Below are 23,460 nucleotides of genomic sequence, written 5' to 3'. Positions count from 1 at the left end.
TGAAAGAGAAAATTAATAATGAAAGAGAAAATCATATCAAAAGCAAGTGAGTTATTTTTAAAATTAGGTTTTAAAAGTGTCACAATGGATGATATCGCAGGTGAAATGTGCATTTCAAAAAAAACGATTTACAAATACTTTTGTAATAAAGAGATTTTAATAGAAGAAAGCACAACTTTAGTTCATAAACAGGTACATGAAATCATTGACACGATTGTAGCTAAAAACAATAATGCAATTCAGGAGAATTTTGAAATCCGTGAAATGTTTTGCGAAATGTTTACAAACAGTATGGATTCGTCTCCCATTTATCAGCTTAAAAAACATTATCCTGAAATTTACCATAAAGTTATGACTCAGGAAATAGAACAATGCAGCCAATGGTTTAGAGAAAATATTGAAAAAGGAATTCGTGAAAAATTATACAGAGCAGACCTGAATATTGATGTATATGTACGGTTTTATTACACTTTAATTTTTCATATTAATGAAACAACAGTATCAGACAAAGAATCGCAAAAATTAGAATTAGAGGCCTTAGAATATCATACCAGAGCAATGTCAACCCCATTAGGAATTGCAGAATTAGAAAAACAACTTAAAAAAATTATTACTTAATCATCAATCTATATGAAAAGAATCATTCTAATATTTTTGTGCACTGTTGGCCTCTCCGCCAATGCACAAGTCAAGACACTAACCCTAAAAGAGGCTCTTACCTACGCTCTTCAAAATAAAGCAGAAGCTAAGAAATCTAAATTGCAGGTTGAAAACAGTGAATACAAAATTCAGGAAATACGTTCAAGAGCATTACCGCAAATTTCCGCAAATGGTAATTTAACGTATAACCCCGTACTCCAGACAACCGTTATTGACGGAGCAGCTTTTAACGCACCGGGAACCACAATTCAGGCAGCTTTTGGACAAAAATGGACTTCGACTGCCGGAATATCGTTAACTCAGGCCATTTTTGATCAGTCTGTTTTTACTGGACTAAAAGCTGCGAGATCTACCCGTGAATTTTATCAGATAAATGATCAGCTGACAGAAGAACAGGTAATTGAAAGAGTAGCCAACAATTATTATACTGTTTATGTTCAACGAGACCTTTTAACTTTATTAGACAGTACATATGCCAATACTACTAAAGTTCGCGATATTGTAAAAGGACAATTTGACAATGGTTTGGCCAAGAAAATTGATTTAGACCGTATTATTGTAAAATTATCAAACATTGATACAGAGCGTCAACAAGTTAAGAATCAGGTTGAGTTACAGGAAAATGCTTTAAAGTTTTATATGGGTATGCCAATTGAAATCAAAATCGAAATTCCTTCAGAAGAATTTGAAGCTACATCGGCAGCATTGACTGAAACTCCTAATGTAGAAAACAGAACAGAATACCTTCTTTTGAAAAAACAAGAAGAATTACTTGTTTTCAATAAGAAAGCTGTTGAAGCAGGATATTATCCTACACTTTCACTAACTGCAGGTTACAACTATATTGGTCAGGGACCTGAGTTACCATGGTTTGCAAAACCAAAAGACGGAGTTTATTGGTCTGACTTCTCTTCAATTGGACTGAATTTACGTATCCCAATTTTTACCGGTTTTGGAACCCGTGCAAAAGTAAGACAGGCAGATATTGAGTTAAGATCTCTTCAGGAAGATATGAAAGACACCAAACTTTCACTTGATCTGGATTACCAAAATGCAATGACGCAAATCAACAACAATCTGGTTACCATTGAGAACCAAAAAGAAAATATGCGCCTTGCGAGTGAAATTTTAAGCAATACCAAAAACAATTACTTACAGGGACTAGCATCATTAACTGACCTATTAGATGCTGAAAATGCAAATCAGGAAGCTCAAAATAATTACAGCAGAGCAGTTTTAAATTATAAAATTGCCGAAATATCTCTAATCAAATCAAAAGGCGAACTAAAAACTCTTATTAAATAACTAATTACAATGAAGAAAATAATTATAACAATCGTAATCATAGCCGCAGCTTTTGCCGGGATTAGCTACATTTTAAATAAAAATAAAACCGAAAATGAGGCTAAAACTGCTATTGTGGCACAAAAAAATGCTGCTATTTCTGTAAAAGTAGCGACAGTTAAAACAGAAGATGTAAATCTGGGTTTTACGGCCAACGGAAACTTTGAGCCTATTCAGGAATTGACTTTCTCTGCTGAAAAGTCCGGAAAAGTAATCCGTGTTTTAGTAAAAGAAGGTGACTATGTAAGAGTTGGCCAGACTTTACTAACTATGAGAGGCGATGTGATTAATGTAAGCGCGCAACAAGCTCAGGCAGTCTATCAAAATGCAAAATCTGATTATAGTAGATATGAAAATGCTTTTAAAACAGGTGGTGTTACAAAACAACAATTAGATCAGGCAAAATTGGCTTTAACAAATGCTGAATCTAATTTAAAACAAGCAAATATTAATGTTGGTGACACAAAAGTAAAAGCACCAATCAACGGATTCATCAATAAAAAATATATTGAACCGGGATCTATCTTAACTGGTATGCCTGCAACAGCTTTATTTGATATTGTAAATGTTTCTAAATTAAAATTGACAGTTACGGTTAACGAAAGTCAGGTTGCAAGTTTAAAATTAGGAAACCAAGTTAATATTTCTGCAAGTGTTTATCCTGACAAAAATTTCTCCGGAAAAATTACTTTCATTGCTTCAAAAGCAGATGCTTCTTTAAACTTTCCTGTTGAAATCGAAATTACAAACAATGCGAATAACGATTTAAAAGCGGGTATGTACGGAACTGCAAACTTTGGTTCTAACAACCAAAAACAAAACTTAAAAGTGGTTCCAAGAAATGCTTTTGTTGGTAGTGTAAGCAGTAACGAAATTTTCGTAGTAGAAAATAACATTGCTAAATTGAAAAAAGTAGTTGCTGGAAGAATCTTAGGAGATAAAGTTGAAATCATTAGTGGTTTGAATGATGGGGATGTAGTAATTACTACAGGTCAAATCAACTTACAAGACGGAAATACAGTAGAAATTATTAAATAAAAGTAATTAGTGATTAAGAGATTAGTCCTTAGTCCTTAGTTTTTTGCGCCTAGCATTAAAAACGAGGAATTAAAAACTAAGGACTAGGAACTAAAAACTAGGAACTTAATAAGAAAACATATGAAATTAGCCGAAATATCCATTAAACGTCCGTCGTTAGTAATTGTATTGTTTACAATTCTGATTTTAGGTGGATTGTTCAGCTACAGCCAGTTAGGTTATGAGCTGATCCCGAAATTTGAAACCAACGTTATTACGGTTTCTACTGTATATCCTGGAGCTTCGCCAAGTGAGGTTGAAAATACAGTAACAAAAAAGATTGAAGATGCGATTGCATCATTAGAAAATATCAAGAAAATTGATTCCAAATCTTATGAGTCACTTTCTGTAGTATCGATTACATTACTTTCTACTGCTAATGTTGATATTTCGATGAACGATGCACAGCGTAAAATTAATGCAATTCTTAGTGATTTACCAGATGATGCCGATCCGCCGTCTTTGACTAAATTCTCTTTGAGTGATTTACCAATTATGACGCTTGGTGCGAATGGTAAAATGGACGAAGCTGCTTTTTACGATTTGATCGATAAAAAGATTGCACCCGTTTTATCTCGTGTACAAGGTGTGGCACAGGTAAACATTATTGGTGGTCAAGAGCGTGAGATTCAAGTGAATCTTGATGCTGTAAAAATGCAAGGTTACGGACTTTCTGTTCCGCAGGTACAGCAGACTATTTTAACTTCAAACTTGGATTTCCCAACAGGAAACATTCAAACTAGAAATCAAAAAATCTTAATCCGTTTAGCGGGTAAATATAAAAACGTTGAAGAATTAAGAAACTTAGTAGTTTCTTCTCAAAACGGAATCCAGGTTCGTTTAGGCGATATCGCTGACGTTCAGGATACACAAAAAATTGCGGAGAAAATTGCGCGTGTAGATCAAAAAAGCGCTATTGTACTTCAAATTGTAAAACAATCAGATGCCAATGCCGTAGCGGTAAGCGAGCAGTTGGTTAAAACAATTAAGATATTAGAACAAGATTATAAAAAATCCAGTTTAAAACTTGATATTGCAAAGGATAGTACCATATTTACACTTGAAGCAGCAGACTCCGTTGTACACGATTTATTAATTGCGGTTATTCTGGTAGCATTTGTAATGTTGTTCTTCTTGCACAGTATTAGAAACTCGTTGATCGTAATGGTTTCTATTCCAGCCTCTTTAATTGCTACATTTATCGGAATCTATTTATTAGGTTACACACTTAACTTAATGTCTTTACTTGGTTTATCTCTTGTAGTTGGTATTCTTGTGGATGATGCTATTGTTGTATTAGAAAACATTTACCGACATATGGAAATGGGTAAAAGCCGAATTCGTGCTTCATACGATGGAACTGCCGAAATTGGAGGAACTGTAACTTCTATTACTTTGGTAATTGTGGTAGTATTCTTGCCGATTGCAATGAGTACAGGTTTGGTGTCAAATATTATTACACAATTCTGTGTTACGGTAATTATCTCTACAATGTTCTCTTTATTGGCTTCATTTACTATTATTCCTTGGTTGTCTTCACGTTTTGGAAAACTGGAGCATATTGAAGGTAAAAACCTTTTCGGAAGAATCATTCTTGGATTTGAAAGTTACTTAACCCGTTTTACTAACTGGGTTTCAAATTTATTAAACTGGTGTTTAGATCACTACTTTAAAACAATCGGAATTGTATTAGTACTTTTCTTCGGATCGATATTCTGGTTAATGGGAGGCGGTTACATCGGAGGAGAATTCTTCGCATCATCTGATAGTGGTGAGTTCTTAGTACAAATCGAGATGCCAAAAGACGCTTCATTAGAGCAGACCAACTTTATGACGCAAAAAGCAGAAGCTTTCTTAAAAGGAGAGAAATATGTTTTCAGCCAGATTACAACAGTAGGACAAACCAGTGAAGGTTTAGGCGCAGCGCAGGCAACAGCTTACAAAGCAGAGATCGATGTTAAAATGATCGAACAAAAAGATCGTACAGACGATGCTAACGTTTATGCAGCGAAGACAAAACGTAAACTTGAAAAAATATTAGTTGGAGCAAAAGTTAAAACAGTTCCAGTAGGTATTTTAGGTACAGCAGAGGATGCAACTTTAGGTTTGATCGTTACAGGTCCGAACGTAGAAAGCGCTATGAAATTTGCTAAAATGGCAGAAGCTGAATTGCGTACAATTCCTGGGACAACTGAGATTAAATTAACAGTTGAAGACGGAAATCCAGAAATCAACGTTCAGGTAGACAGAGACAAAATGGCTGCTTTAGGATTAACACTTCAAACGGTTGGTTTAACAATGCAGACAGCTTATAGTGGTAATACTGACGGTAAATTTAGAGCTGGAGAATACGAATACGACATCAATATCAAATACAACGAATTTGATAGAAAAAACATTACCGATGTTAGTAATTTGATTTTCATCAACAATGCAGGACAACAAATTAAATTAAACCAATTTGCTACTATTACTGAAGGTTCAGGACCAAGTAAATTAGAGCGTAGAGATAAAACAGCTTCTGTAACCGTACAAGGTCAGAACGTTGGGGTACCGGCGGGAACAATCGTTACACAATGGCAGGAAAAACTAGACAAACTGCAAAAACCAACCGGAGTAAATTACATCTGGGGAGGTGACCAAGAGAACCAATCTGAAGGTTTTGGTACTTTAGGAATTGCATTATTGGCGGCTATTATCTTGGTTTACCTTGTAATGGTTGGTCTTTATGACAGTTTTGTTCACCCGTTTGTGGTATTGTTCGCGATTCCGCTTTCGTTTATCGGCGTTTTATTTGCACTGGCATTAACAAATAATACATTAAATATTTTTACCATTTTAGGGGTCATCATGTTGATTGGTCTGGTGTGTAAGAATGCGATCATGCTTGTCGATTATACCAATCAGCGAAGAGCTGCCGGAGAATCGATTAGAAATGCACTGATTCAGGCAAACCACGCACGTTTACGTCCGATCCTGATGACAACAATTGCGATGGTATTTGGTATGTTCCCGATTGCATTAGCATCTGGAGCAGGAGCTGAGTGGAAAAACGGATTGGCATGGGTAATTATTGGAGGTTTGATCTCTTCATTATTCCTAACACTGATTGTAGTTCCGGTTATCTACCAGATCATGGAAGGTATTATAAGAAGATTATCTAAAGGAGAAAAAATCGATTACGAGGCTGAAATGGTGGCAGATTATGAACCGACCGAAGTAAGCGAAGACGGTTTTAACCCTAAACATACGCATTAATTAATTGTTGATTTGTTTTAAACTTGAAAAACCTGTTCATTCATTTGAGCAGGTTTTTTGCATTTACATGCTTTTGTTTTTATTTCTTATTTGGAATAAATAAAAATAATTTGTTTTGTGTTATTTCAAAACTTAAATTTGCTGCATAAAATTTCAGATTATGGTAACAATAGCAAGTCTTTTCGTTTTTTTAGCTTTTTATACTTTGTATTATACTTCTAAAAGAGCTGTTTTATCCTATGATTTAGGTTTTGAAAAATGGATGCAGAAAAATCCAAAACAAACTAAAATTACCGGATTACTTTTGCTTACAACTGCCTATTTTTTTTGGTTATTTACAGAGTCTCTGTGTTGTGGAACCTTGCTTTTTTTTATTCAGTTAATGACAATAGGAAGCCTGATTGTGATATTAACTCCGCTAAAAAAAATAAACAAAATAACATTACTGATTTTTTTCATAACTGCAATCTTACTAGAAATTTATTACGCTTAAACCATGCCTGCAAATCCTAAATACTTAACACAGTCAAAATGGCAACGGTTTGCTAAAATTACTGCTGCTATTCTGGGCGGTTATTTTGTTTCGGTTACTTTTCACCTCGCTTTAGCTTCCTGGTTCAATAGGGCAAATATCCTTATTACAATGGCTTTTAGTGGCTTTATTCTTTGGGTAGCACTGATGGTAGTTGCTTTTTTATCCAAAAACGGATGGAAAATATGGATGGTTTACATACTCCTTTCACTCATTTTCTCTCTTTTAATATATCTGGGACAAACCTATAATACAACCGCACAATAACAGATGAGTAATCGTAATTATAATATTTATTTCCATACACACACCCTTAGCGGAATCGTTATCAGTGTTGCTCTTTTTGTGATTTTCTTTGCCGGATCCTTTTCTTTCTTCAGGGACGAAATAATCAATTGGGAAAAAAATGAAACAGTTTCTATTTCACGCGAAATTGATTTAAACTATGATGCTGCATTAAAAAAACTGGACAATGAGTATATTCTCCAAGGACGAAATATTACCATTTCTAAACATAGTAACGAAAGACGGGTTAATATTTCTTTAGAAGGAACCAAAGATACTCTCGCTCCAGCAAAACAAAAAGAAGGAAGTTTTTTTTATTTAGATACCAAAAACTATAAAACATCAACCTACGAAGAGTCCTATTCTCTTGGAGAGTTTTTATATCGTTTGCATTTCCTTGCACAGATTCCGTATCCTGTCGGATATTATCTTTCGGGTTTCATTGCGCTGTTTTTCTTGTTTGCAATAGTAACAGGAGTTTTACTACACTGGAAAAAAATTGTTTCGAATTTTTATGTTTTTCGTCCAAAAGAAAAGCTTAAAACATTATGGACAGATGCTCATACAGCATTAGGAATGATCGGAATGCCTTTTCAGTTTGTCTATGCCGTGACGGGAGCATTTTTTATGATCAAGCTTTTAATCGTTGCGCCGGCTGTAATGGCTCTTTATAAAGGAGATCAGGACAAATTATATAAAGAACTTGAATATACAGATCCTGAATTTAAGTTTGAGAATAAAAAATTGACAGTTTCTTTTAGTATCAATGAGTTAGTTTCTAAAGCGAAAAGCAACTGGAAGGGTTTTGAAATCAACCATGTGATGATTCAGAACTATGGCGATGCTAATATGCATCTTCTGGTTGAAGGTGAATTGTTAAGCACCAAAAAATTTACCGGAAACGGAAAAGTAGTTTACCGTATTGCTGATGGAAAAGAAATTGCAAGGAAAAACCCTGAAACACAAAACCATTATTTAGATGTTGTCAAAAATGTTTTATACCGGATACATTTTGGTGATTATGGTGGTTATGCATTGAAAATAGTAAGTTTTGCTTTAGGAATTATAACCTGCTTCGTGATTATTTCAGGAGTTATGATTTGGTTAATTGCGAGGGATAAAAAAAATATGACTGAGAAGAAACGTCGTTTCAATGAAAGGGTTGTACGTATTTATCTGGCTATTTGCTTGAGTATGTATCCGATTACGGCATTGGCATTCATCGCATCTAAATTATTTTATCCTTTAACTCAGTCTAATTTATACAGTATTTATTTTATTGGATGGCTGTTGCTTGCCCTCTTTTTTATTATCAAAAAGAATGATGCTTTTACTAACAAATGGTGCTTAATTTCAGGAAGTGTTTTAGGTTTTTTGATTCCGCTTACAAATGGAATCATTACCGGAAACTGGTTTTGGAATTCTTTCCTCCAAAACAAAATTCAGATTTTCTTTATCGATATTTTCTGGATTATTTTAGCATCAATTACACTATATGTTGCTTTTTCATTAAAATCAAAAAAGAATCAAATAGCAGAAATATAATAAAAAAAGGAGAAAATTGAATTCAATTTTCTCCTTTTTTTATTAACTAAAATTGTATTAATTATTATGCGCAATAACTTTTTCTTCTAAATTCTTAACAGAATTAATTTTGCTGTTTGAATAATCTACCTGACAAATATTTTTGTCATTAAAATAAATCCATTTTCCGGTTTTTAATCCGTTTGTGTATTCTGCGATAGCTTTTTTATTTCCATTCTCATCATAAGATACCCAGACACCATCTAATCTACCTTCTTTAAAAAAGCCTTCTTGTTGTACTTTTCCATTATCATAATAATAAGTAGCTCTTACTTTATTTCCAACAGCTTCTAATTCAGGTTTTGTCTCTTGTGCAACTAAAATTCCAGAGAACAATATTGCAACTAAAATTACACACTTTTTCATATCTTTAGGTTATTAATATTATCAAATCTTTATCAAATATAATTAATAGTTTACATTAAAAAAACTTTTACTTAACAATTTGGTAACATTAGATAAAAACTTAACATTGGAAATCAGCCGGATATAAAAAAACCAACGCTGAAGCATTGGTTTTACTGGTATTTTTAGAAAATTGCTAAAATTACGATAACGTTGTAATTTGAAAGAATTATTTCAATAAAGTATCTAATTGTGTTTGTAATTCTGGCGATGATGGTCTATCAGCATCAGGGTTTAAAATGTTCCCCTTTGGATCAATCAATATAAATCTTGGGATTCCGGTTACACCATAACTTGTTACAAACTCAGATTCCCAATCTTTATCTGCAAATAACTGGATTCCGCCTAAATTTTTATCAGCCACAAATTTTTTCCATTTCTCATTGTCTTTTGCCTTGTCGATTGAGATACTCACAAATTCAATATTTTTTCCGTGATATTTTTCTTCAATTTTTTGCAAAAAAGGAATTTCAGCCCTGCATGGTCCACACCAGGTTGCCCAAAGATCTATGTAAACGTATTTCCCTTTTAAATCTGAAAGTTTTGTTTTTCCACCTTTATAATTTTCATAATCAAAATCAGGTGAAGGCTTTCCTTTAAGTTTATTTGTTTGTGCATTGCTTTGATAAGCCTGGGCTGCATACTGATGAAATTGTGAGAATGCATTTTTTACAGCAGTCTGAAATTCTGCATCATATTTTCCTTTTTCAAGAGTTTCATTATCCCACTTTTTCTTTGCTTCCAAAAGTGCAGCAAATTCGGTTTCATCTTTAGTAAAAGCTTCGTTTTGAAATTTTTCATTATTTAAAGAGTAAAGTGCCAGAAAATTGCTTTCATCAACACCTTTACCTTTATATACAATCGTTTCATCAAATTGTTTCGCATCCATCGTCAAGTTTATTTCTGAATTTGGTTTTAAGTACAAACTCGAAACTTCATGACCATCAGAAAATTGATAAAACCCTTTTGGAGCTTCAAAAGTGGCTGCAAAAACACCCTTTTTATCAATTGGAATAATCTGTGTAAAATTATTTGCGCCACGAATAACTAAGGTATCGCTATTTCTATTCGCAATTTTAGCCGTAAATTTAATTTGATTCTTTGTTTGGGCATCAACGTTAAAAACGCTCAGCATAATCAAAGCAAAAAGAATAACTTTTCTCATAATTGACAATTTATTTAGAATAGACCAAATCTAAAGAAATTATAGATGATAAAATTAGGCATTAACAAAATATTTCAATTTTATAAGCATCAAGTTATTACTTTACTATATTAATTTGAATTTTGTGTTTACTTTTGCAGTCTAAATTTTGATCAATGTATAGAAGTCATAATTGTGGCGAATTAAATGCCTCAAATATTAATACCGAAGTTACACTTGCAGGCTGGGTTCAGAAATCACGTGATAAAGGATTCATGAATTGGGTCGATTTACGTGACCGTTACGGAATTACACAACTTATTTTCGACGAAAGCCGTACCGATAAAGCAGTTTTTGAATTGGCAAAAACGCTGGGAAGAGAATTTGTAATTCAGGTAAAAGGGACTGTTATCGAGCGTGAAGCAAAAAACAAAAACATTCCAACTGGTGAAATTGAAATTTTAGTTTCTGAATTAACTATTTTGAATTCTGCTTTAACACCTCCATTCACCATTGAAGACGAAACGGACGGTGGAGAAGATATCAGAATGAAATATCGTTATTTGGATATCCGAAGAAATCCGGTAAAGAACAGTTTATTATTCCGTCACAAAGTGGCAATGGAAGTTCGTAAATATTTATCAGATTTAGATTTCTGCGAAGTTGAAACGCCTTACTTAATTAAGTCAACTCCGGAAGGAGCAAGAGATTTCGTTGTACCAAGCCGTATGAACGAAGGCCAGTTTTATGCTTTGCCGCAATCTCCACAGACTTTCAAACAATTATTGATGGTGGGTGGAATGGATAAATATTTCCAGATTGTGAAGTGTTTCCGTGACGAAGATTTACGAGCAGACCGTCAGCCGGAGTTTACTCAGATTGACTGCGAAATGGCGTTTGTAGAGCAAGAAGATATTTTAAATGTTTTTGAAGGCTTAACAAGACATTTACTTAAAGAAATTAAAGGTATTGAAGTAGATAAATTCCCAAGAATTACCTACGACTATGCCATGAAAACATACGGAAACGACAAACCCGACATTCGTTTCGGAATGAAGTTTGGTGAATTAAACGAATTTGCACAACATAAAGAATTCCCCGTATTCAATGCAGCAGAATTAGTTGTGGGAATTGCTGTTCCTGGAGCCGGAAATTACACTCGTAAAGAAATCGACGGTTTGATTGACTGGGTAAAACGCCCTCAGGTTGGCGCATCCGGAATGGTTTACGTGAAATGTAACGAAGACGGAACATTTAAATCCTCTGTAGATAAATTCTACGATCAGGACGATTTGGCAAACTGGGCAAAAGTAACAGAAGCAAAACCTGGCGATATGATTTTTGTACTTTCTGGTCCTGCAAACAAAACACGTACTCAATTGTCTGCACTTCGTATGGAACTGGCAACCCGTTTAGGATTACGTAATCCCGAAGAATTTGCTCCATTATGGGTAGTTGATTTTCCGCTATTGGAACTTGACGAAGAAAGTGGCCGTTACCACGCCATGCACCATCCGTTTACATCGCCAAAACCAGAAGATATGGCATTGTTAGAAACAGATCCTGGCAAAGTTCGAGCAAACGCTTACGATATGGTTTTAAATGGAAACGAAATTGGCGGAGGTTCTATTCGTATTCACGATAAGGCAACGCAGCAATTAATGTTTAAATATTTAGGGTTTACCGAAGAAGAAGCAAAAGCACAATTTGGTTTCTTAATGGATGCATTCCAGTTTGGAGCACCACCGCACGGAGGTTTAGCTTTTGGTTTAGACAGATTAGTTGCTATTTTAGGAGGTCAGGAAACGATTAGGGATTTTATTGCTTTCCCTAAAAACAATTCAGGTCGTGATGTAATGATCGATGCTCCGGCTGCAATTGATGATTCACAACTGAAAGAATTATCCATTAAACTTGATTTAAAATAACCTGTAACATTTCAATAATACAATCAAAAGAGTCACAATTAATTTTTGTTGCTCTTTTTTTAATTATTAAAAATTATTGTAGGAATTTAAAAAAAAGCTAATTTTAATAAGTAGTCCGTTTATTACAATAAAATAAGTATGTAAATTGCTTTATTTTTAATAAAACAATCTAAATTCAAAGATATTCATATGAATTTTAATATTATTAAAACACAGAAATCACTGTAAATCAATAATTTTTACAAAAAATTAACACCTTAGTGTCTTTTGTATGATTTTATATGTTACATTTGCTTTATTATAAATTATTATTACAATTACAATGCGTACAGGTACAGTAAAATTTTTCAATGAGTCTAAAGGTTATGGATTCATTACAGACGAAGAAACAGGAAAAGACATCTTCGTTCACGCTTCAGGAATTAACGCGGAAGAATTACGCGAAGGTGACCGTGTAAGCTACGAAGAAGAAGAAGGAAGAAAAGGGAAAGTTGCTGCTAAAGTAGCAGTAATCTAAGAAAAATATAGCAATTTATTTTTTTGCCTCTGAATGGTTAAACGTTTCGATTTATTTCGAAACGTTTTTTTTTGCATACTTGTTAAAAAAATGCAAAACTCTGACCTTTTATTTATAATCAATAAAAATTACATGCAAACCATATTATGCACTATACTTAAATCATTTTTTAGTTTGTGATTTACAGAGTTGAAAGCTATCTTTGTGACTATTTTTTAAGTAAAAACCCTAAGTTTTATGCAATCTGATCAATACAGCTATCTTCCTATCTTAATGCAGCTTATACTAGCTGTTGGTTTTGTAGTGGGAACTATCATTATTTCCGGAAAATTAGGTCCAAGAAGAACCTCAGAAACTAAAGATAAAAACTTTGAATGCGGAATCGAATCAGTTGGTAATGCCCGTATTCCGTTTTCAGTAAAATATTTCCTTGTTGCCATTTTATTTGTTCTGTTTGACGTAGAGGTGATTTTCCTTTATCCTTGGGCAGTAAACTTTAAAGAATTAGGAGTTGAGGGAATGCTGAAAATGATTGTTTTCATGGCTTTGCTTTTAGTTGGCTTTTTCTATATCATCAAAAAGAGAGCTTTAGACTGGGAATAACAAACATTGATTCTAAATTATAAATGCTGAGTTATAATTATTTGAACAATCAAAATTTATAATTCAAAATTCAAAATAACAAAAATGAGCGATTCAAATGTAAATATGGTTGCCCCTCCGGAAGGTGTTGTTGGTGAAGGTTTCTTTGCCACAAAACTAAATGACGTTGTAGGTTTGGCACGAGCGAATTCTCTTTGGCCATTGCCTTTCGCAACTTCATGCTGCGGAATCGAATTTATGGCAACCATGGCATCACATTACGATTTGGCACGATTTGGCTCTGAACGTGTGAGTTTTTCTCCCCGTCAGGCAGATATGTTAATGGTAATGGGAACCATCTCTAAAAAAATGGCGCCAATTTTAAGACAGGTTTACGAACAAATGTCTGAGCCTCGCTGGGTAATTGCCGTTGGAGCCTGTGCTTCATCGGGCGGAATTTTTGACACGTACTCTGTCTTGCAAGGTATTGATAAAGTTATTCCGGTTGATGTTTACGTGCCGGGATGTCCTCCAAGACCGGAACAAATTGTTGACGGTGTAATGAAACTTCAGGAATTGGTAAAAAACGAATCTGTGAGACGTAGAAGCTCTCCGGAATACCAGGAATTATTAGCTTCCTATAATATCTCATAAAATGGCTTTAGAAAATACACTGATCCAGGAAAAACTTGTACAAACATTCAATAATGATGTTTTTAACTTTCATGAAGAAAGAGATATTTTTACTTTAGAAGCTTCAGCTGATAAAATTACAGCCCTGATTCTTTTCCTGAAAAATGATACTGATTTGCGTTTTCACTTTTTAACTGATTTATGCGGTATTCACTACCCAGATAATGAATCAGAACGTCAATTTGCCATTGTATATCATCTGCATAACTGGTACGATAACAAACGCATCAGAATTAAAGTGTATCTTAATGGTGAAAAACCGGAAATCAAAACCATTTCAAATATTTTCTTAAGTTCGAATTGGATGGAAAGGGAAACATATGATTTCTTTGGGATAAACTTTATTGGTCATCCGCAATTGAAACGTATTTTGAATATGGATGAAATGGTGTCTTTCCCTATGAGAAAAGAATTTCCAATGGAAGACAGCGGAAGAACAGATAAGGACGACAGATTCTTTGGAAGAACAACAACAAATTGCTAAAAAATAAATAATTCAACATTATAAAATGTCAGAACTATTATTATCACCAGAGCATCGATATGCTAAAATAATAAAGGATAAACTAAACGAAGACGGAAGCGAGCTTTCTGTACTTAATTTAGGCCCTACTCACCCGGCTACTCACGGTATTTTTCAAAATATTTTGTTGATGGATGGTGAAAGAATTCTGGAAGCTGAACCAACTATTGGTTACATCCACAGAGCATTCGAAAAAATTGCTGAAAACCGTCCTTTTTATCAAATTACCCCTCTTACAGACCGTATGAACTATTGCTCCTCTCCTATTAATAATATGGGATGGTGGATGACATTAGAAAAATTATTAGGTATTGAAGTTCCAAAAAGAGCCCAATATTTAAGAGTTATCGTTATGGAACTGGCGCGTATTACAGACCACTTAATCTGTAACTCGATTTTAGGAGTTGATACTGGTGCTTATACCGGCTTCCTATACGTTTTTCAATTTAGAGAAAAGATTTACGAAATCTACGAAGAAATTTGTGGTGCACGTTTGACAACGAATATGGGAAGAATCGGTGGATTTGAAAGAGACTGGTCACCGGAAGCTTTCAAAAAACTTGATACTTTCCTTGAAGAATTTCCAGTTGCATGGAAAGAATTCGAAAACTTATTCGAAAGAAACAGAATTTTTATTGACAGGACTGTAAACGTAGGTGCAATCTCGGCAGAGAAAGCAATGGCTTATGGATTTACAGGACCAAACTTACGTGCTGCGGGAGTTGATTATGACGTTCGTGTGGCACAACCTTACTCGTCTTACGAAGATTTTGATTTTATTGTTCCTGTTGGAAAATCTGGAGATACTTACGATCGTTTCTGCGTTCGTAATGCAGAGGTTTGGGAAAGTTTAAGCATTATTCGTCAGGCCTTGGACAAAATGCCTCCAGGAAACGAATATCATGCAGAAGTACCTGATTATTATTTGCCTCCAAAAGAAGATGTATATACTTCAATGGAATCCTTGATTTATCACTTTAAAATTGTAATGGGAGAAGTTCCTGTACCGGTTGCAGAAATTTACCATCCGGTTGAAGGAGGAAATGGAGAAATCGGATTTTATTTAGTGACAGACGGAAGCAGAACCCCATACAGATTACATTTCAGAAGACCTTGCTTTATATATTATCAGGCTTATCCGGAAATGATCAAAGGTGCTTTATTATCTGATGCAATTGTTATTTTGTCAAGTTTAAATGTAATCGCAGGAGAATTAGACGCATAAAATGAATTATAAATTTTGAATTGTAAATTATAAATGTCGCAAACATTTAAAATTTAAAATTTAAGATTCAAAATAATAAAAAATGGAACGTAAACATTACAAACAAGAAATAAACATGACCGAGGCATTGATGAACCGCATCAATGAACTGATTAGTCATTATCCTGAAGGAAAACAAAAATCGGCTCTATTGCCTGTTTTACATGAAGTTCAGGATGCGCATAACAACTGGCTTAGTATTGAACTGCAGGATAAAGTGGCCGAAATTCTTCAAATCAAACCAATCGAGGTTTATGAAGTGGTTACTTTTTACACCATGTTCAACCAAAAACCAATTGGAAAATACATGTTTGAGTTTTGCCAGACTTCTTGTTGTTGTTTAAGCGGTGCCGAAAATTTAATGGATTATACTTCTGAAAAATTAGGCATTAAAATGGGCGAAACAACTCCTGACGGAATGTTCACTATTGCCGGTGTAGAATGTTTAGGTGCCTGCGGATACGCTCCGATGATGCAGTTGGGCGATTTCTACAAAGAAAAACTTACAGAAGAAAAAATCGATCAGTTAATTGCTGATTGTAAAGATGATAAAATAATATTACACGATAAATAAGATGTCCAAAAAAATATTATTAGACAAAATCAATATTCCGGGTATTAAAACCTACGAAGTATATCGCCAAAACGGTGGTTATGCTTCTGTTGAAAAAGCCTTAAAAACGCTTACACCTGACGAAGTTGTTGAAGAAGTAAAAAAATCAGGTATTCGTGGTCGTGGTGGTGCTGGTTTCCCGGCGGGAATGAAATGGAGCTTTATTGACAAAAAATCAGGAAAACCAAGACATTTGGTATGCAATGCCGACGAATCTGAGCCAGGAACTTTCAAAGATCGTTATTTGATGGAATTCATTCCTCACTTATTGATTGAAGGAATGATTACTTCCAGTTTTGCTCTTGGCGCAAACCTATCCTACATCTACATTCGTGGAGAATACATGTGGGTTTTCAAAATTTTGGAAAAAGCAATCAACGAAGCAAGAGCTGCGGGTTGGTTAGGAAAAAATATATTAGGTACAGGTTACGATTTAGACTTGTATGTTCACTGTGGAGCGGGAGCTTATATTTGTGGAGAAGAAACTGCCCTTATTGAATCACTGGAAGGGAAAAGAGGAAACCCGCGGATTAAACCACCTTTCCCGGCTGTTTCAGGACTTTGGGCAAATCCAACTGTAGTAAACAATGTAGAGACTATTGCAGCAGTGCCATGGATTATCAATAACTCTGGTGATGAGTATGCAAAAATTGGTATTGGTCGTTCTACAGGAACTAAATTAATCTCGGCTTCAGGACACATCAAAAACCCAGGAGTTTACGAAATTGAATTGGGATTATCTGTAGATGAGTTCATGAATTCTGATGAATATTTAGGAGGAATGTCATCCAGCAGACCTTTGAAAGCTCTAGTCCCTGGAGGATCTTCAGTGCCGATTTTACCTGCTGAATTAATTTTCAAAACAGCAAATGGTGAAGACCGATTAATGACTTACGAATCTTTAAGTGATGGTGGTTTTGCTACCGGATCTATGTTGGGTTCAGGTGGATTTATCGTGTACAACGACACATCCTGTATCGTAAGAAACACTTGGAATTTTGCCCGTTTTTACCACCACGAATCCTGTGGACAATGTACTCCGTGTCGTGAAGGAACAGGCTGGCTGGAAAAAATATTACATCGTATTGAAAACGGTCACGGCCGTGAAGAGGATATCGAATTGTTATGGAGTATTCAAAGTAAAATCGAAGGAAACACGATTTGTCCGCTTGGCGATGCGGCTTCATGGCCGGTAGCAGCAGCGATACGCCATTTCAGAGATGAATTTGAATACCACGTTCGTTTTCCTGAAAAAATAAAACACAGAGATCATTTTGTTGCTGAGCCGTTTTCGCAAGTGAAACATTTAGTAGGCGGTAAGGTAATCGTATAAAATAAATTAAAAAGTTAATAATATTAAAAGGACAGCAAACTCTTTTAAATATTCCGACTTTCAACAAAAAATTTAAGATAGTTTCAAGTTTCAAGTTATTTAGTTTCAAGTTCAATACCCTGAAACATTAAACCTGAAACTAAAAAAACAAAATAAAGAGATGAAAGTAACCATAGACGGTCAAAGTATTGACGTAGAACCAGGAACTACCATCCTGCAGGCGGCGCGTATGATTGGAGGAGATTTAGTTCCGCCAGCCATGTGTTATTACTCCAAATTAAAAGGGAGCGGCGGAAAATGCCGTTGTTGTTTAGTTGAAGTTTCAAAAGGAAGTGAAGCGGATCCAAGACCAATGCCGAAATTAATGGCATCTTGTGTAACTGGCTGCATGGACGGAATGGAAGTAAACAGCAAATCTTCTGACAGAGTTACTGAAGCCCGCAAATCTGTAACTGAATTTTTATTGATTAATCACCCTTTAGACTGCCCTATTTGTGATCAGGCGGGAGAATGTGATTTGCAGAATTTAAGTTTCGAACACGGAAATCCAAAATCACGTTATATTGAAGAAAAAAGAACATTTGAACCGGAAGATATCGGTCCGAATATTCAACTGCATATGAACCGTTGTATCTTATGTCAAAGATGTGTACAAGTTGCAGATCAATTGACAGACAACAGAGTTCACGGCGTATTAGATCGTGGAGATCACGCAAATATTTCTACTGGAATCTCAAAAGCTATCGACAATGAATTCTCAGGAAACATGATTGATGTTTGTCCTGTTGGAGCATTAACTGATAAAACTTTCCGTTTCAAATCAAGAGTTTGGTTCAACAAGCCTTATAATGCGCACAGAGAATGTACTACTCCCGGATGCTGCGGTAAAACTACCGTTTGGATGTTTGGAGGAGAAATTCAGCGTGTAACAGGTCGTAAAGACGAGTATCATGAAGTAGAAGAGTTTATCTGCAACAGCTGTCGTTTTGACCATAAAAATGTAAATGACTGGGTGATTGAAGGACCAAGAGAATTTGAAAAAGATTCTGTGATCAACCAAAATAACTACACTCAAAAATTAGAGAAAGTACAAATCGATACCGAAAAGAATATTCTTTTAGGAAGAGATATTGACCGTAAAAAAATCAGTATGGCTGAAATTCCGTTAAACACTAACGACAAAAATTCTTAACAATGGTAGATAGTGCATTTATTATAGAAAAAAGTGTTGTTATTGTTGTGGTTTTTGCCATAACTATGATTATGGCGATGTATTCTACCTGGGCTGAGCGTAAAGTTGCTGCTTTTCTTCAGGATCGTGTGGGTCCAAACCGTGCGGGTTGGGGAGGTTTATTGCAGCCTCTTGCCGATGGTTTGAAATTATTCTCGAAAGAAGAATTTTTCCCAAATACACCAAACCGATTTTTATTTGTTGTAGGACCGGCAATTGCCATGAGTACAGCTTTGATGACCAGTGCGGTAATTCCGTGGGGAGACAGATTGCATTTATTTGGAAGAGATATTTTATTACAAGCTACCGATATCAACATTGCTTTATTATATTTTTTCGGAGTTGTTTCTGTTGGGGTTTACGGAATCATGATTGGTGGCTGGGCTTCAAACAATAAGTTCTCTTTGATGGGAGCGGTTCGTGCAGCATCTCAAATGGTTTCGTATGAAGTTGCGATGGGATTATCCATGATTGCTTTGTTGATGATGACCGGAACTTTAAGCTTAAAAGAAATCTCTGAGCAGCAGGCAGGAATGAACTGGAATGTTTTTTACCAGCCTTTATCCTTCCTTATTTTCCTTATCTGTGCTTTTGCAGAAACCAACAGAACGCCTTTTGACTTAGCAGAATGTGAATCTGAGTTGATAGGTGGTTACCATACCGAATATTCATCCATGAAAATGGGATTCTATTTATTTGCTGAATATGCGAATATGTTTATCTCGGCTACTATTATTTCAGTATTGTTCTTTGGAGGGTACAATTATCCGGGAATGCAGTGGATGGTAGAAAATGTTGGTGTTAACGCAGCTAACATTTTAGGAATAGCCGTTTTGTTTGCCAAAATATGTTTCTGGATCTTTTTCTATATGTGGGTTCGCTGGACGATTCCGAGATTTAGATATGACCAGTTAATGAATTTGGGATGGCGAATTTTGATTCCGCTTTCAATTGCAAATATTATTGTGACGGGAATTGTAATTTTAAGACACGATCTGGCTGCCTTCTTAGGATTCTAACAACCGTAATGCCCTAGCCCTGATAGCAGCGGCATCCTTTTATGGTGGGGTTCACCATAAAAGATATAGCGGATAAAGCAGTCCCGATAGCTATCGGGAAGCTACTAAATAAAAAACGAAATAGATTGGATTTGGTCTAATTATCAAATTGAATCACAAATTATACTTTAAATGTCAATAGAAACTATATCATTATCGGGTAGAAAAAAAGTGGTCTCTAACAAAGAGATGACTTTTTGGGAGCGATTGTATCTTGTGGCGATTGTAAAAGGTTTATTTATTACTATTAAACACTTTTTCAAGAAAAAAGCTACCATTCATTACCCTGAACAGGTTCGTGAAATGAGTCCGGTTTATCGTGGCCAACATATGCTGAAACGTGACGAACAAGGCCGTGAAAACTGTACTGCCTGTGGTCTGTGTGCTTTATCGTGTCCTGCTGAAGCCATTACAATGAAGGCAGCCGAGCGTAAAGCTGATGAAAAGCATTTGTACAGAGAGGAAAAATATGCTGAAATCTACGAAATCAATATGCTTCGTTGTATTTTTTGTGGACTTTGTGAAGAAGCTTGTCCAAAAGATGCCATTTATTTGACGACTTCAAAAGTGTTGGTTCCTTCTAGTTATGAAAGAGAAGATTTCATTTTTGGAAAAGACAGATTAGTGATGCCGTTGGAAATGGCGATGAAAAATGCTCAACTTAATAATGCTAACTAAATGATACATATTCCTGATTTTGCTCACGCAACTACTGTACAAGTAATATTTTGTTTCTTAGCGTTTATAACGGTAATTACTGCCTTTTTGACCATTTTTAGCCGAAACCCAATTCATAGCGCTATTTATTTAGTGATTTGTTTCTTCTCGATTGCAGGTCATTATTTGTTGCTAAATGCCCAGTTTTTAGCTATAGTACATATTATAGTCTATTCGGGGGCAATTATGATTCTGTTCCTTTTTACAATCATGTTGATGAACCTAAATGAGCGTCATCAGGTCCACAAACCAAGGATTACCCGTTTGGGTGCGATTGTTTCGTTCTGTTTAATCTGCATCGTATTAATTACTATTTTCATTAACTCTAAACCAATTGTTGGTGAATACGACTCATCAGGAGAGGATTTCCAATCGATTAAAGTTTTAGGTAAAATATTGCTGAACGAATATATGGTTCCGTTTGAATTTGCCTCTATTTTGCTTTTAGTGGCAATGATTGGAACAGTATTATTGTCTAAAAAAGAAAAATTAAATAAATAATGGGTAATATATTAAATCAAATAGGTATAGAAAACTACATCTTTTTAAGTGTTGTACTTTTTTGTATTGGTATTTTTGGTGTATTGTACAGACGAAATGCTATTATCGTTTTCATGTCTATCGAAATCATGCTAAATGCAGTAAACCTTTTATTTGTGGCTTTTTCAACATACCATCAGGATGCACAAGGACAGGTTTTTGTGTTCTTTTCGATGGCAGTTGCAGCGGCTGAAGTTGCTGTAGGATTGGCTATTTTAGTTTCGATCTTTAGAAATTTAGGTTCGATTAGTATCGATAATTTAAAAAATTTAAAAGGATAAATAGAAATGGATACCAATTTAGCTTTACTATTAGTACTTACGCCTTTTTTAGGATTTTTAATTAATGTTTTCTTTGGAAAAAACTTAGGCAAGGCAGTTTCAGGAGCAATCGGAACTGTGGCTGTAGCTATTTCTTTTATCGTTACCCTTGTACTTTTTAATCAAATTACGTCAACCGGAAAAGCGATAGAAGTTACTTTATTTGACTGGATTCAGATTAGTAATTTAAAAATCAATCTTGGATTTCTATTAGATCAGTTATCTGTTCTTTGGTTATTGTTCGTAACCGGAATCGGATCTTTGATTCACTTATACTCTATCAGTTACATGCATGATGACGAAAATATGCACAAATTCTTTTCTTATTTGAATTTGTTCGTTTTCTTTATGATTACACTTGTAATTGGAAGCAACTTATTAGTGCTGTTTATCGGATGGGAAGGTGTTGGACTTTGTTCTTACCTGTTAATTGGATTCTGGCATAAAAACCAGGATTACAACGATGCCGCGAAAAAAGCTTTCATTATGAACAGAATTGGAGATTTAGGTCTTTTGATTGGTATGTTCATTATTGGATCAATGTTTTCTACATTAGATTATGCCACTTTACAAACGGCAATTGCGGGATCTTCAAACTTAAATTTGCCATTACTTTCTTTAGCGGCATTATGCTTATTTATTGGAGCTTGTGGTAAATCTGCTCAAATTCCGTTATATACCTGGTTACCTGATGCAATGGCCGGACCAACTCCAGTTTCTGCATTAATCCACGCGGCTACAATGGTAACTGCAGGTATCTTTATGGTAACGAGATTAAACTTTGTTTTTGACCTTGCAACAGACGTTCAAAGCGTAATCGCAATCATTGGAGCAATCACTTCATTAGTTGCTGCTACAATTGGATTAGTTCAAACCGATATCAAAAAAGTTTTGGCTTACTCTACGGTTTCACAATTAGGTTTAATGTTCTTAGCATTAGGTTTTGGAGCTTATGAAGTAGCTGTTTTCCACGTAATTACTCATGCTTTCTTTAAAGCTTGTTTATTCTTAGGATCAGGATCTGTTATTCACGGTTTACATGGTGAGCAGGATATGCGTAATATGGGTGGATTGCGTAAAGCAATGCCAATTACGTTCTGGACAATGTTGATATCTTCATTAGCAATTTCTGGAGTTCCGTTTTTCTCAGGGTTCTTCTCTAAAGACGAAATTTTAATGACAGCTTTCCACCACAGTATTCCATTATACGTTATTGGATCTGTTGCTTCAATCATGACAGCTTTCTATATGTTCCGTTTAATGTTCTTGACTTTCTTCAAAGAATTTAGAGGAACAGAAGAGCAAAAACATCATTTACACGAAAGTGGTTCATTAATTACTATTCCGCTTATCATCTTGGCTATTTTGGCAACTTTCGGAGGATTAATTAGTTTACCAGGAAACAGCTGGTTAAACGAATACCTTGCCCCTCTTTTTGCAAAAACAGCTGGCGAAGAACATCATTTAGGACCAACAGAATACACTTTAATGGGTGTTGCAGTTGTTGGAGGATTATTAGGAATCTTGATTGCTTACATTAAATACTTTAAACAGGATAATGTTCCAGAATCTGACGAAAACATTACAGGTTTAAGCAAAGTTTTATATAACAAATATTATGTAGACGAAATCTACGAGGCAATTTTTGTAAAACCAATTAATACTTTGTCTAAATTCTTTAGAGATTATATCGAAACTGGTTTATCTGCTCTTGTTTTTGGATTGGGTAAAGCTGCGAATGAAATTGCTTTTCAAGGAAAGAGATTACAATCGGGAAGTATCGGATTATATCTGTTTGTTTTTGTTTTAGGAATGTGTGCCATTATTTCCTATATATTTTTAGCTCAATAAT

At 35.0% G+C, this 23,460-nt stretch carries 23 protein-coding genes; 21 read left to right on the top strand and 2 right to left on the bottom strand.

The window, feature by feature from the left end:
• Window positions 1–18: 18 nt before the first annotated feature.
• The 7 genes from P5P89_RS10480 to P5P89_RS10450 all read left to right on the top strand — a co-directional run bounded on the left by P5P89_RS10480 (window position 19) and on the right by P5P89_RS10450 (window position 8,701).
• Window positions 19–618: a TetR/AcrR family transcriptional regulator gene (locus P5P89_RS10480; protein WP_278011856.1), complete on the top strand. Its 600-nt coding sequence runs from the start codon at window positions 19–21 to the stop codon at window positions 616–618.
• A gap of 12 nt (window positions 619–630) precedes the next feature.
• Window positions 631–1,965, top strand: coding sequence for a TolC family protein (locus P5P89_RS10475; protein WP_278011855.1), 1,335 nt, complete (start codon window positions 631–633; stop codon window positions 1,963–1,965).
• Window positions 1,966–1,974: 9 nt separating this feature from the next.
• Entirely contained in the window at window positions 1,975–3,042 is a 1,068-nt protein-coding gene (locus P5P89_RS10470; protein WP_278011854.1) for an efflux RND transporter periplasmic adaptor subunit, read from the top strand.
• A 120-nt stretch (window positions 3,043–3,162) separates the two neighbouring features.
• A complete protein-coding gene (locus P5P89_RS10465) occupies window positions 3,163–6,339 on the top strand; it encodes an efflux RND transporter permease subunit (RefSeq protein ID WP_278011853.1) in 3,177 nt (1,058 codons plus the stop codon).
• Window positions 6,340–6,499: 160 nt separating this feature from the next.
• Window positions 6,500–6,832: a hypothetical protein gene (locus tag P5P89_RS10460; protein ID WP_278011852.1), complete on the top strand. Its 333-nt coding sequence runs from the start codon at window positions 6,500–6,502 to the stop codon at window positions 6,830–6,832.
• 3 nt (window positions 6,833–6,835) lie between these two features.
• Window positions 6,836–7,138 carry a hypothetical protein gene (locus P5P89_RS10455; RefSeq protein ID WP_278011851.1) on the top strand — a complete coding sequence of 101 codons (303 nt, stop codon included), beginning with the start codon at window positions 6,836–6,838 and terminating at the stop codon, window positions 7,136–7,138.
• A 3-nt stretch (window positions 7,139–7,141) separates the two neighbouring features.
• Window positions 7,142–8,701 (top strand): PepSY-associated TM helix domain-containing protein, encoded by a 1,560-nt coding sequence (locus tag P5P89_RS10450; RefSeq protein WP_278011850.1) that lies wholly within the window; start codon window positions 7,142–7,144, stop codon window positions 8,699–8,701.
• Window positions 8,702–8,758: 57 nt separating this feature from the next.
• Here P5P89_RS10450 and P5P89_RS10445 read toward each other — a convergent pair whose 3' ends face one another.
• Both P5P89_RS10445 and P5P89_RS10440 read right to left on the bottom strand, forming a co-directional pair.
• Window positions 8,759–9,106 carry a toxin-antitoxin system YwqK family antitoxin gene (locus tag P5P89_RS10445; protein ID WP_278011849.1) on the bottom strand — a complete coding sequence of 116 codons (348 nt, stop codon included), beginning with the start codon at window positions 9,104–9,106 and terminating at the stop codon, window positions 8,759–8,761.
• Between the two features lie 208 nt (window positions 9,107–9,314).
• On the bottom strand, window positions 9,315–10,310 hold the full coding sequence (locus P5P89_RS10440; protein WP_278011848.1) for a TlpA family protein disulfide reductase: 996 nt from the start codon (window positions 10,308–10,310) through the stop codon (window positions 9,315–9,317).
• 155 nt (window positions 10,311–10,465) lie between these two features.
• On the opposite strand from P5P89_RS10440, the gene aspS reads away from it, so the two are divergent.
• The 14 genes from aspS (at window position 10,466) to nuoL (ending at window position 23,459) form a co-directional block, all read left to right on the top strand.
• Window positions 10,466–12,217 (top strand): aspartate--tRNA ligase, encoded by a 1,752-nt coding sequence (gene aspS, locus P5P89_RS10435; RefSeq protein ID WP_278011847.1) that lies wholly within the window; start codon window positions 10,466–10,468, stop codon window positions 12,215–12,217.
• A gap of 322 nt (window positions 12,218–12,539) precedes the next feature.
• Entirely contained in the window at window positions 12,540–12,734 is a 195-nt protein-coding gene (locus P5P89_RS10430) for a cold-shock protein (RefSeq protein WP_007137066.1), read from the top strand.
• A gap of 237 nt (window positions 12,735–12,971) precedes the next feature.
• Window positions 12,972–13,337 carry an NADH-quinone oxidoreductase subunit A gene (locus P5P89_RS10425; RefSeq protein WP_278011846.1) on the top strand — a complete coding sequence of 122 codons (366 nt, stop codon included), beginning with the start codon at window positions 12,972–12,974 and terminating at the stop codon, window positions 13,335–13,337.
• Window positions 13,338–13,421: 84 nt separating this feature from the next.
• Window positions 13,422–13,970, top strand: coding sequence for an NADH-quinone oxidoreductase subunit B (locus tag P5P89_RS10420; protein ID WP_163391742.1), 549 nt, complete (start codon window positions 13,422–13,424; stop codon window positions 13,968–13,970).
• A 1-nt stretch (window position 13,971) separates the two neighbouring features.
• Complete coding sequence (locus P5P89_RS10415; protein ID WP_278011845.1) at window positions 13,972–14,493, top strand: NADH-quinone oxidoreductase subunit C; 522 nt, start codon at window positions 13,972–13,974, stop codon at window positions 14,491–14,493.
• A 25-nt stretch (window positions 14,494–14,518) separates the two neighbouring features.
• Window positions 14,519–15,757: an NADH-quinone oxidoreductase subunit D gene (locus P5P89_RS10410; protein ID WP_078226940.1), complete on the top strand. Its 1,239-nt coding sequence runs from the start codon at window positions 14,519–14,521 to the stop codon at window positions 15,755–15,757.
• An 82-nt stretch (window positions 15,758–15,839) separates the two neighbouring features.
• A complete protein-coding gene (locus tag P5P89_RS10405) occupies window positions 15,840–16,370 on the top strand; it encodes a complex I 24 kDa subunit family protein (protein WP_278011844.1) in 531 nt (176 codons plus the stop codon).
• Window position 16,371: 1 nt separating this feature from the next.
• Window positions 16,372–17,742 carry an NADH-quinone oxidoreductase subunit NuoF gene (nuoF, locus tag P5P89_RS10400; protein ID WP_278011843.1) on the top strand — a complete coding sequence of 457 codons (1,371 nt, stop codon included), beginning with the start codon at window positions 16,372–16,374 and terminating at the stop codon, window positions 17,740–17,742.
• Window positions 17,743–17,902: 160 nt separating this feature from the next.
• Entirely contained in the window at window positions 17,903–18,934 is a 1,032-nt protein-coding gene (locus tag P5P89_RS10395; RefSeq protein WP_269234316.1) for an NADH-quinone oxidoreductase subunit G, read from the top strand.
• Window positions 18,935–18,936: 2 nt separating this feature from the next.
• Window positions 18,937–19,992 carry an NADH-quinone oxidoreductase subunit NuoH gene (nuoH, locus tag P5P89_RS10390; RefSeq protein WP_278011842.1) on the top strand — a complete coding sequence of 352 codons (1,056 nt, stop codon included), beginning with the start codon at window positions 18,937–18,939 and terminating at the stop codon, window positions 19,990–19,992.
• A 171-nt stretch (window positions 19,993–20,163) separates the two neighbouring features.
• The gene (locus tag P5P89_RS10385; RefSeq protein WP_278011841.1) at window positions 20,164–20,709 is read left to right on the top strand and encodes a NuoI/complex I 23 kDa subunit family protein; all 546 of its coding nucleotides are present in this window, start codon (window positions 20,164–20,166) and stop codon (window positions 20,707–20,709) included.
• On the top strand, window positions 20,710–21,249 hold the full coding sequence (locus P5P89_RS10380; protein ID WP_278011840.1) for an NADH-quinone oxidoreductase subunit J family protein: 540 nt from the start codon (window positions 20,710–20,712) through the stop codon (window positions 21,247–21,249).
• Window positions 21,249–21,569 carry an NADH-quinone oxidoreductase subunit NuoK gene (gene nuoK, locus P5P89_RS10375; RefSeq protein ID WP_017494599.1) on the top strand — a complete coding sequence of 107 codons (321 nt, stop codon included), beginning with the start codon at window positions 21,249–21,251 and terminating at the stop codon, window positions 21,567–21,569. The genes P5P89_RS10380 and nuoK overlap by 1 nt, the downstream gene beginning before the upstream one ends.
• Before the next feature lie 6 nt (window positions 21,570–21,575).
• Entirely contained in the window at window positions 21,576–23,459 is a 1,884-nt protein-coding gene (gene nuoL, locus P5P89_RS10370) for an NADH-quinone oxidoreductase subunit L (protein WP_278011839.1), read from the top strand.
• Window position 23,460: the final 1 nt, after the last annotated feature.

The sequence above is a fragment of the Flavobacterium gyeonganense genome (assembly GCF_029625295.1).
GTDB classification, from domain to species: domain Bacteria; phylum Bacteroidota; class Bacteroidia; order Flavobacteriales; family Flavobacteriaceae; genus Flavobacterium; species Flavobacterium gyeonganense.
The sequence above is the reverse complement of the archived record's forward strand: the minus strand, read 5'-3'. Positions and strand labels throughout refer to the sequence as shown.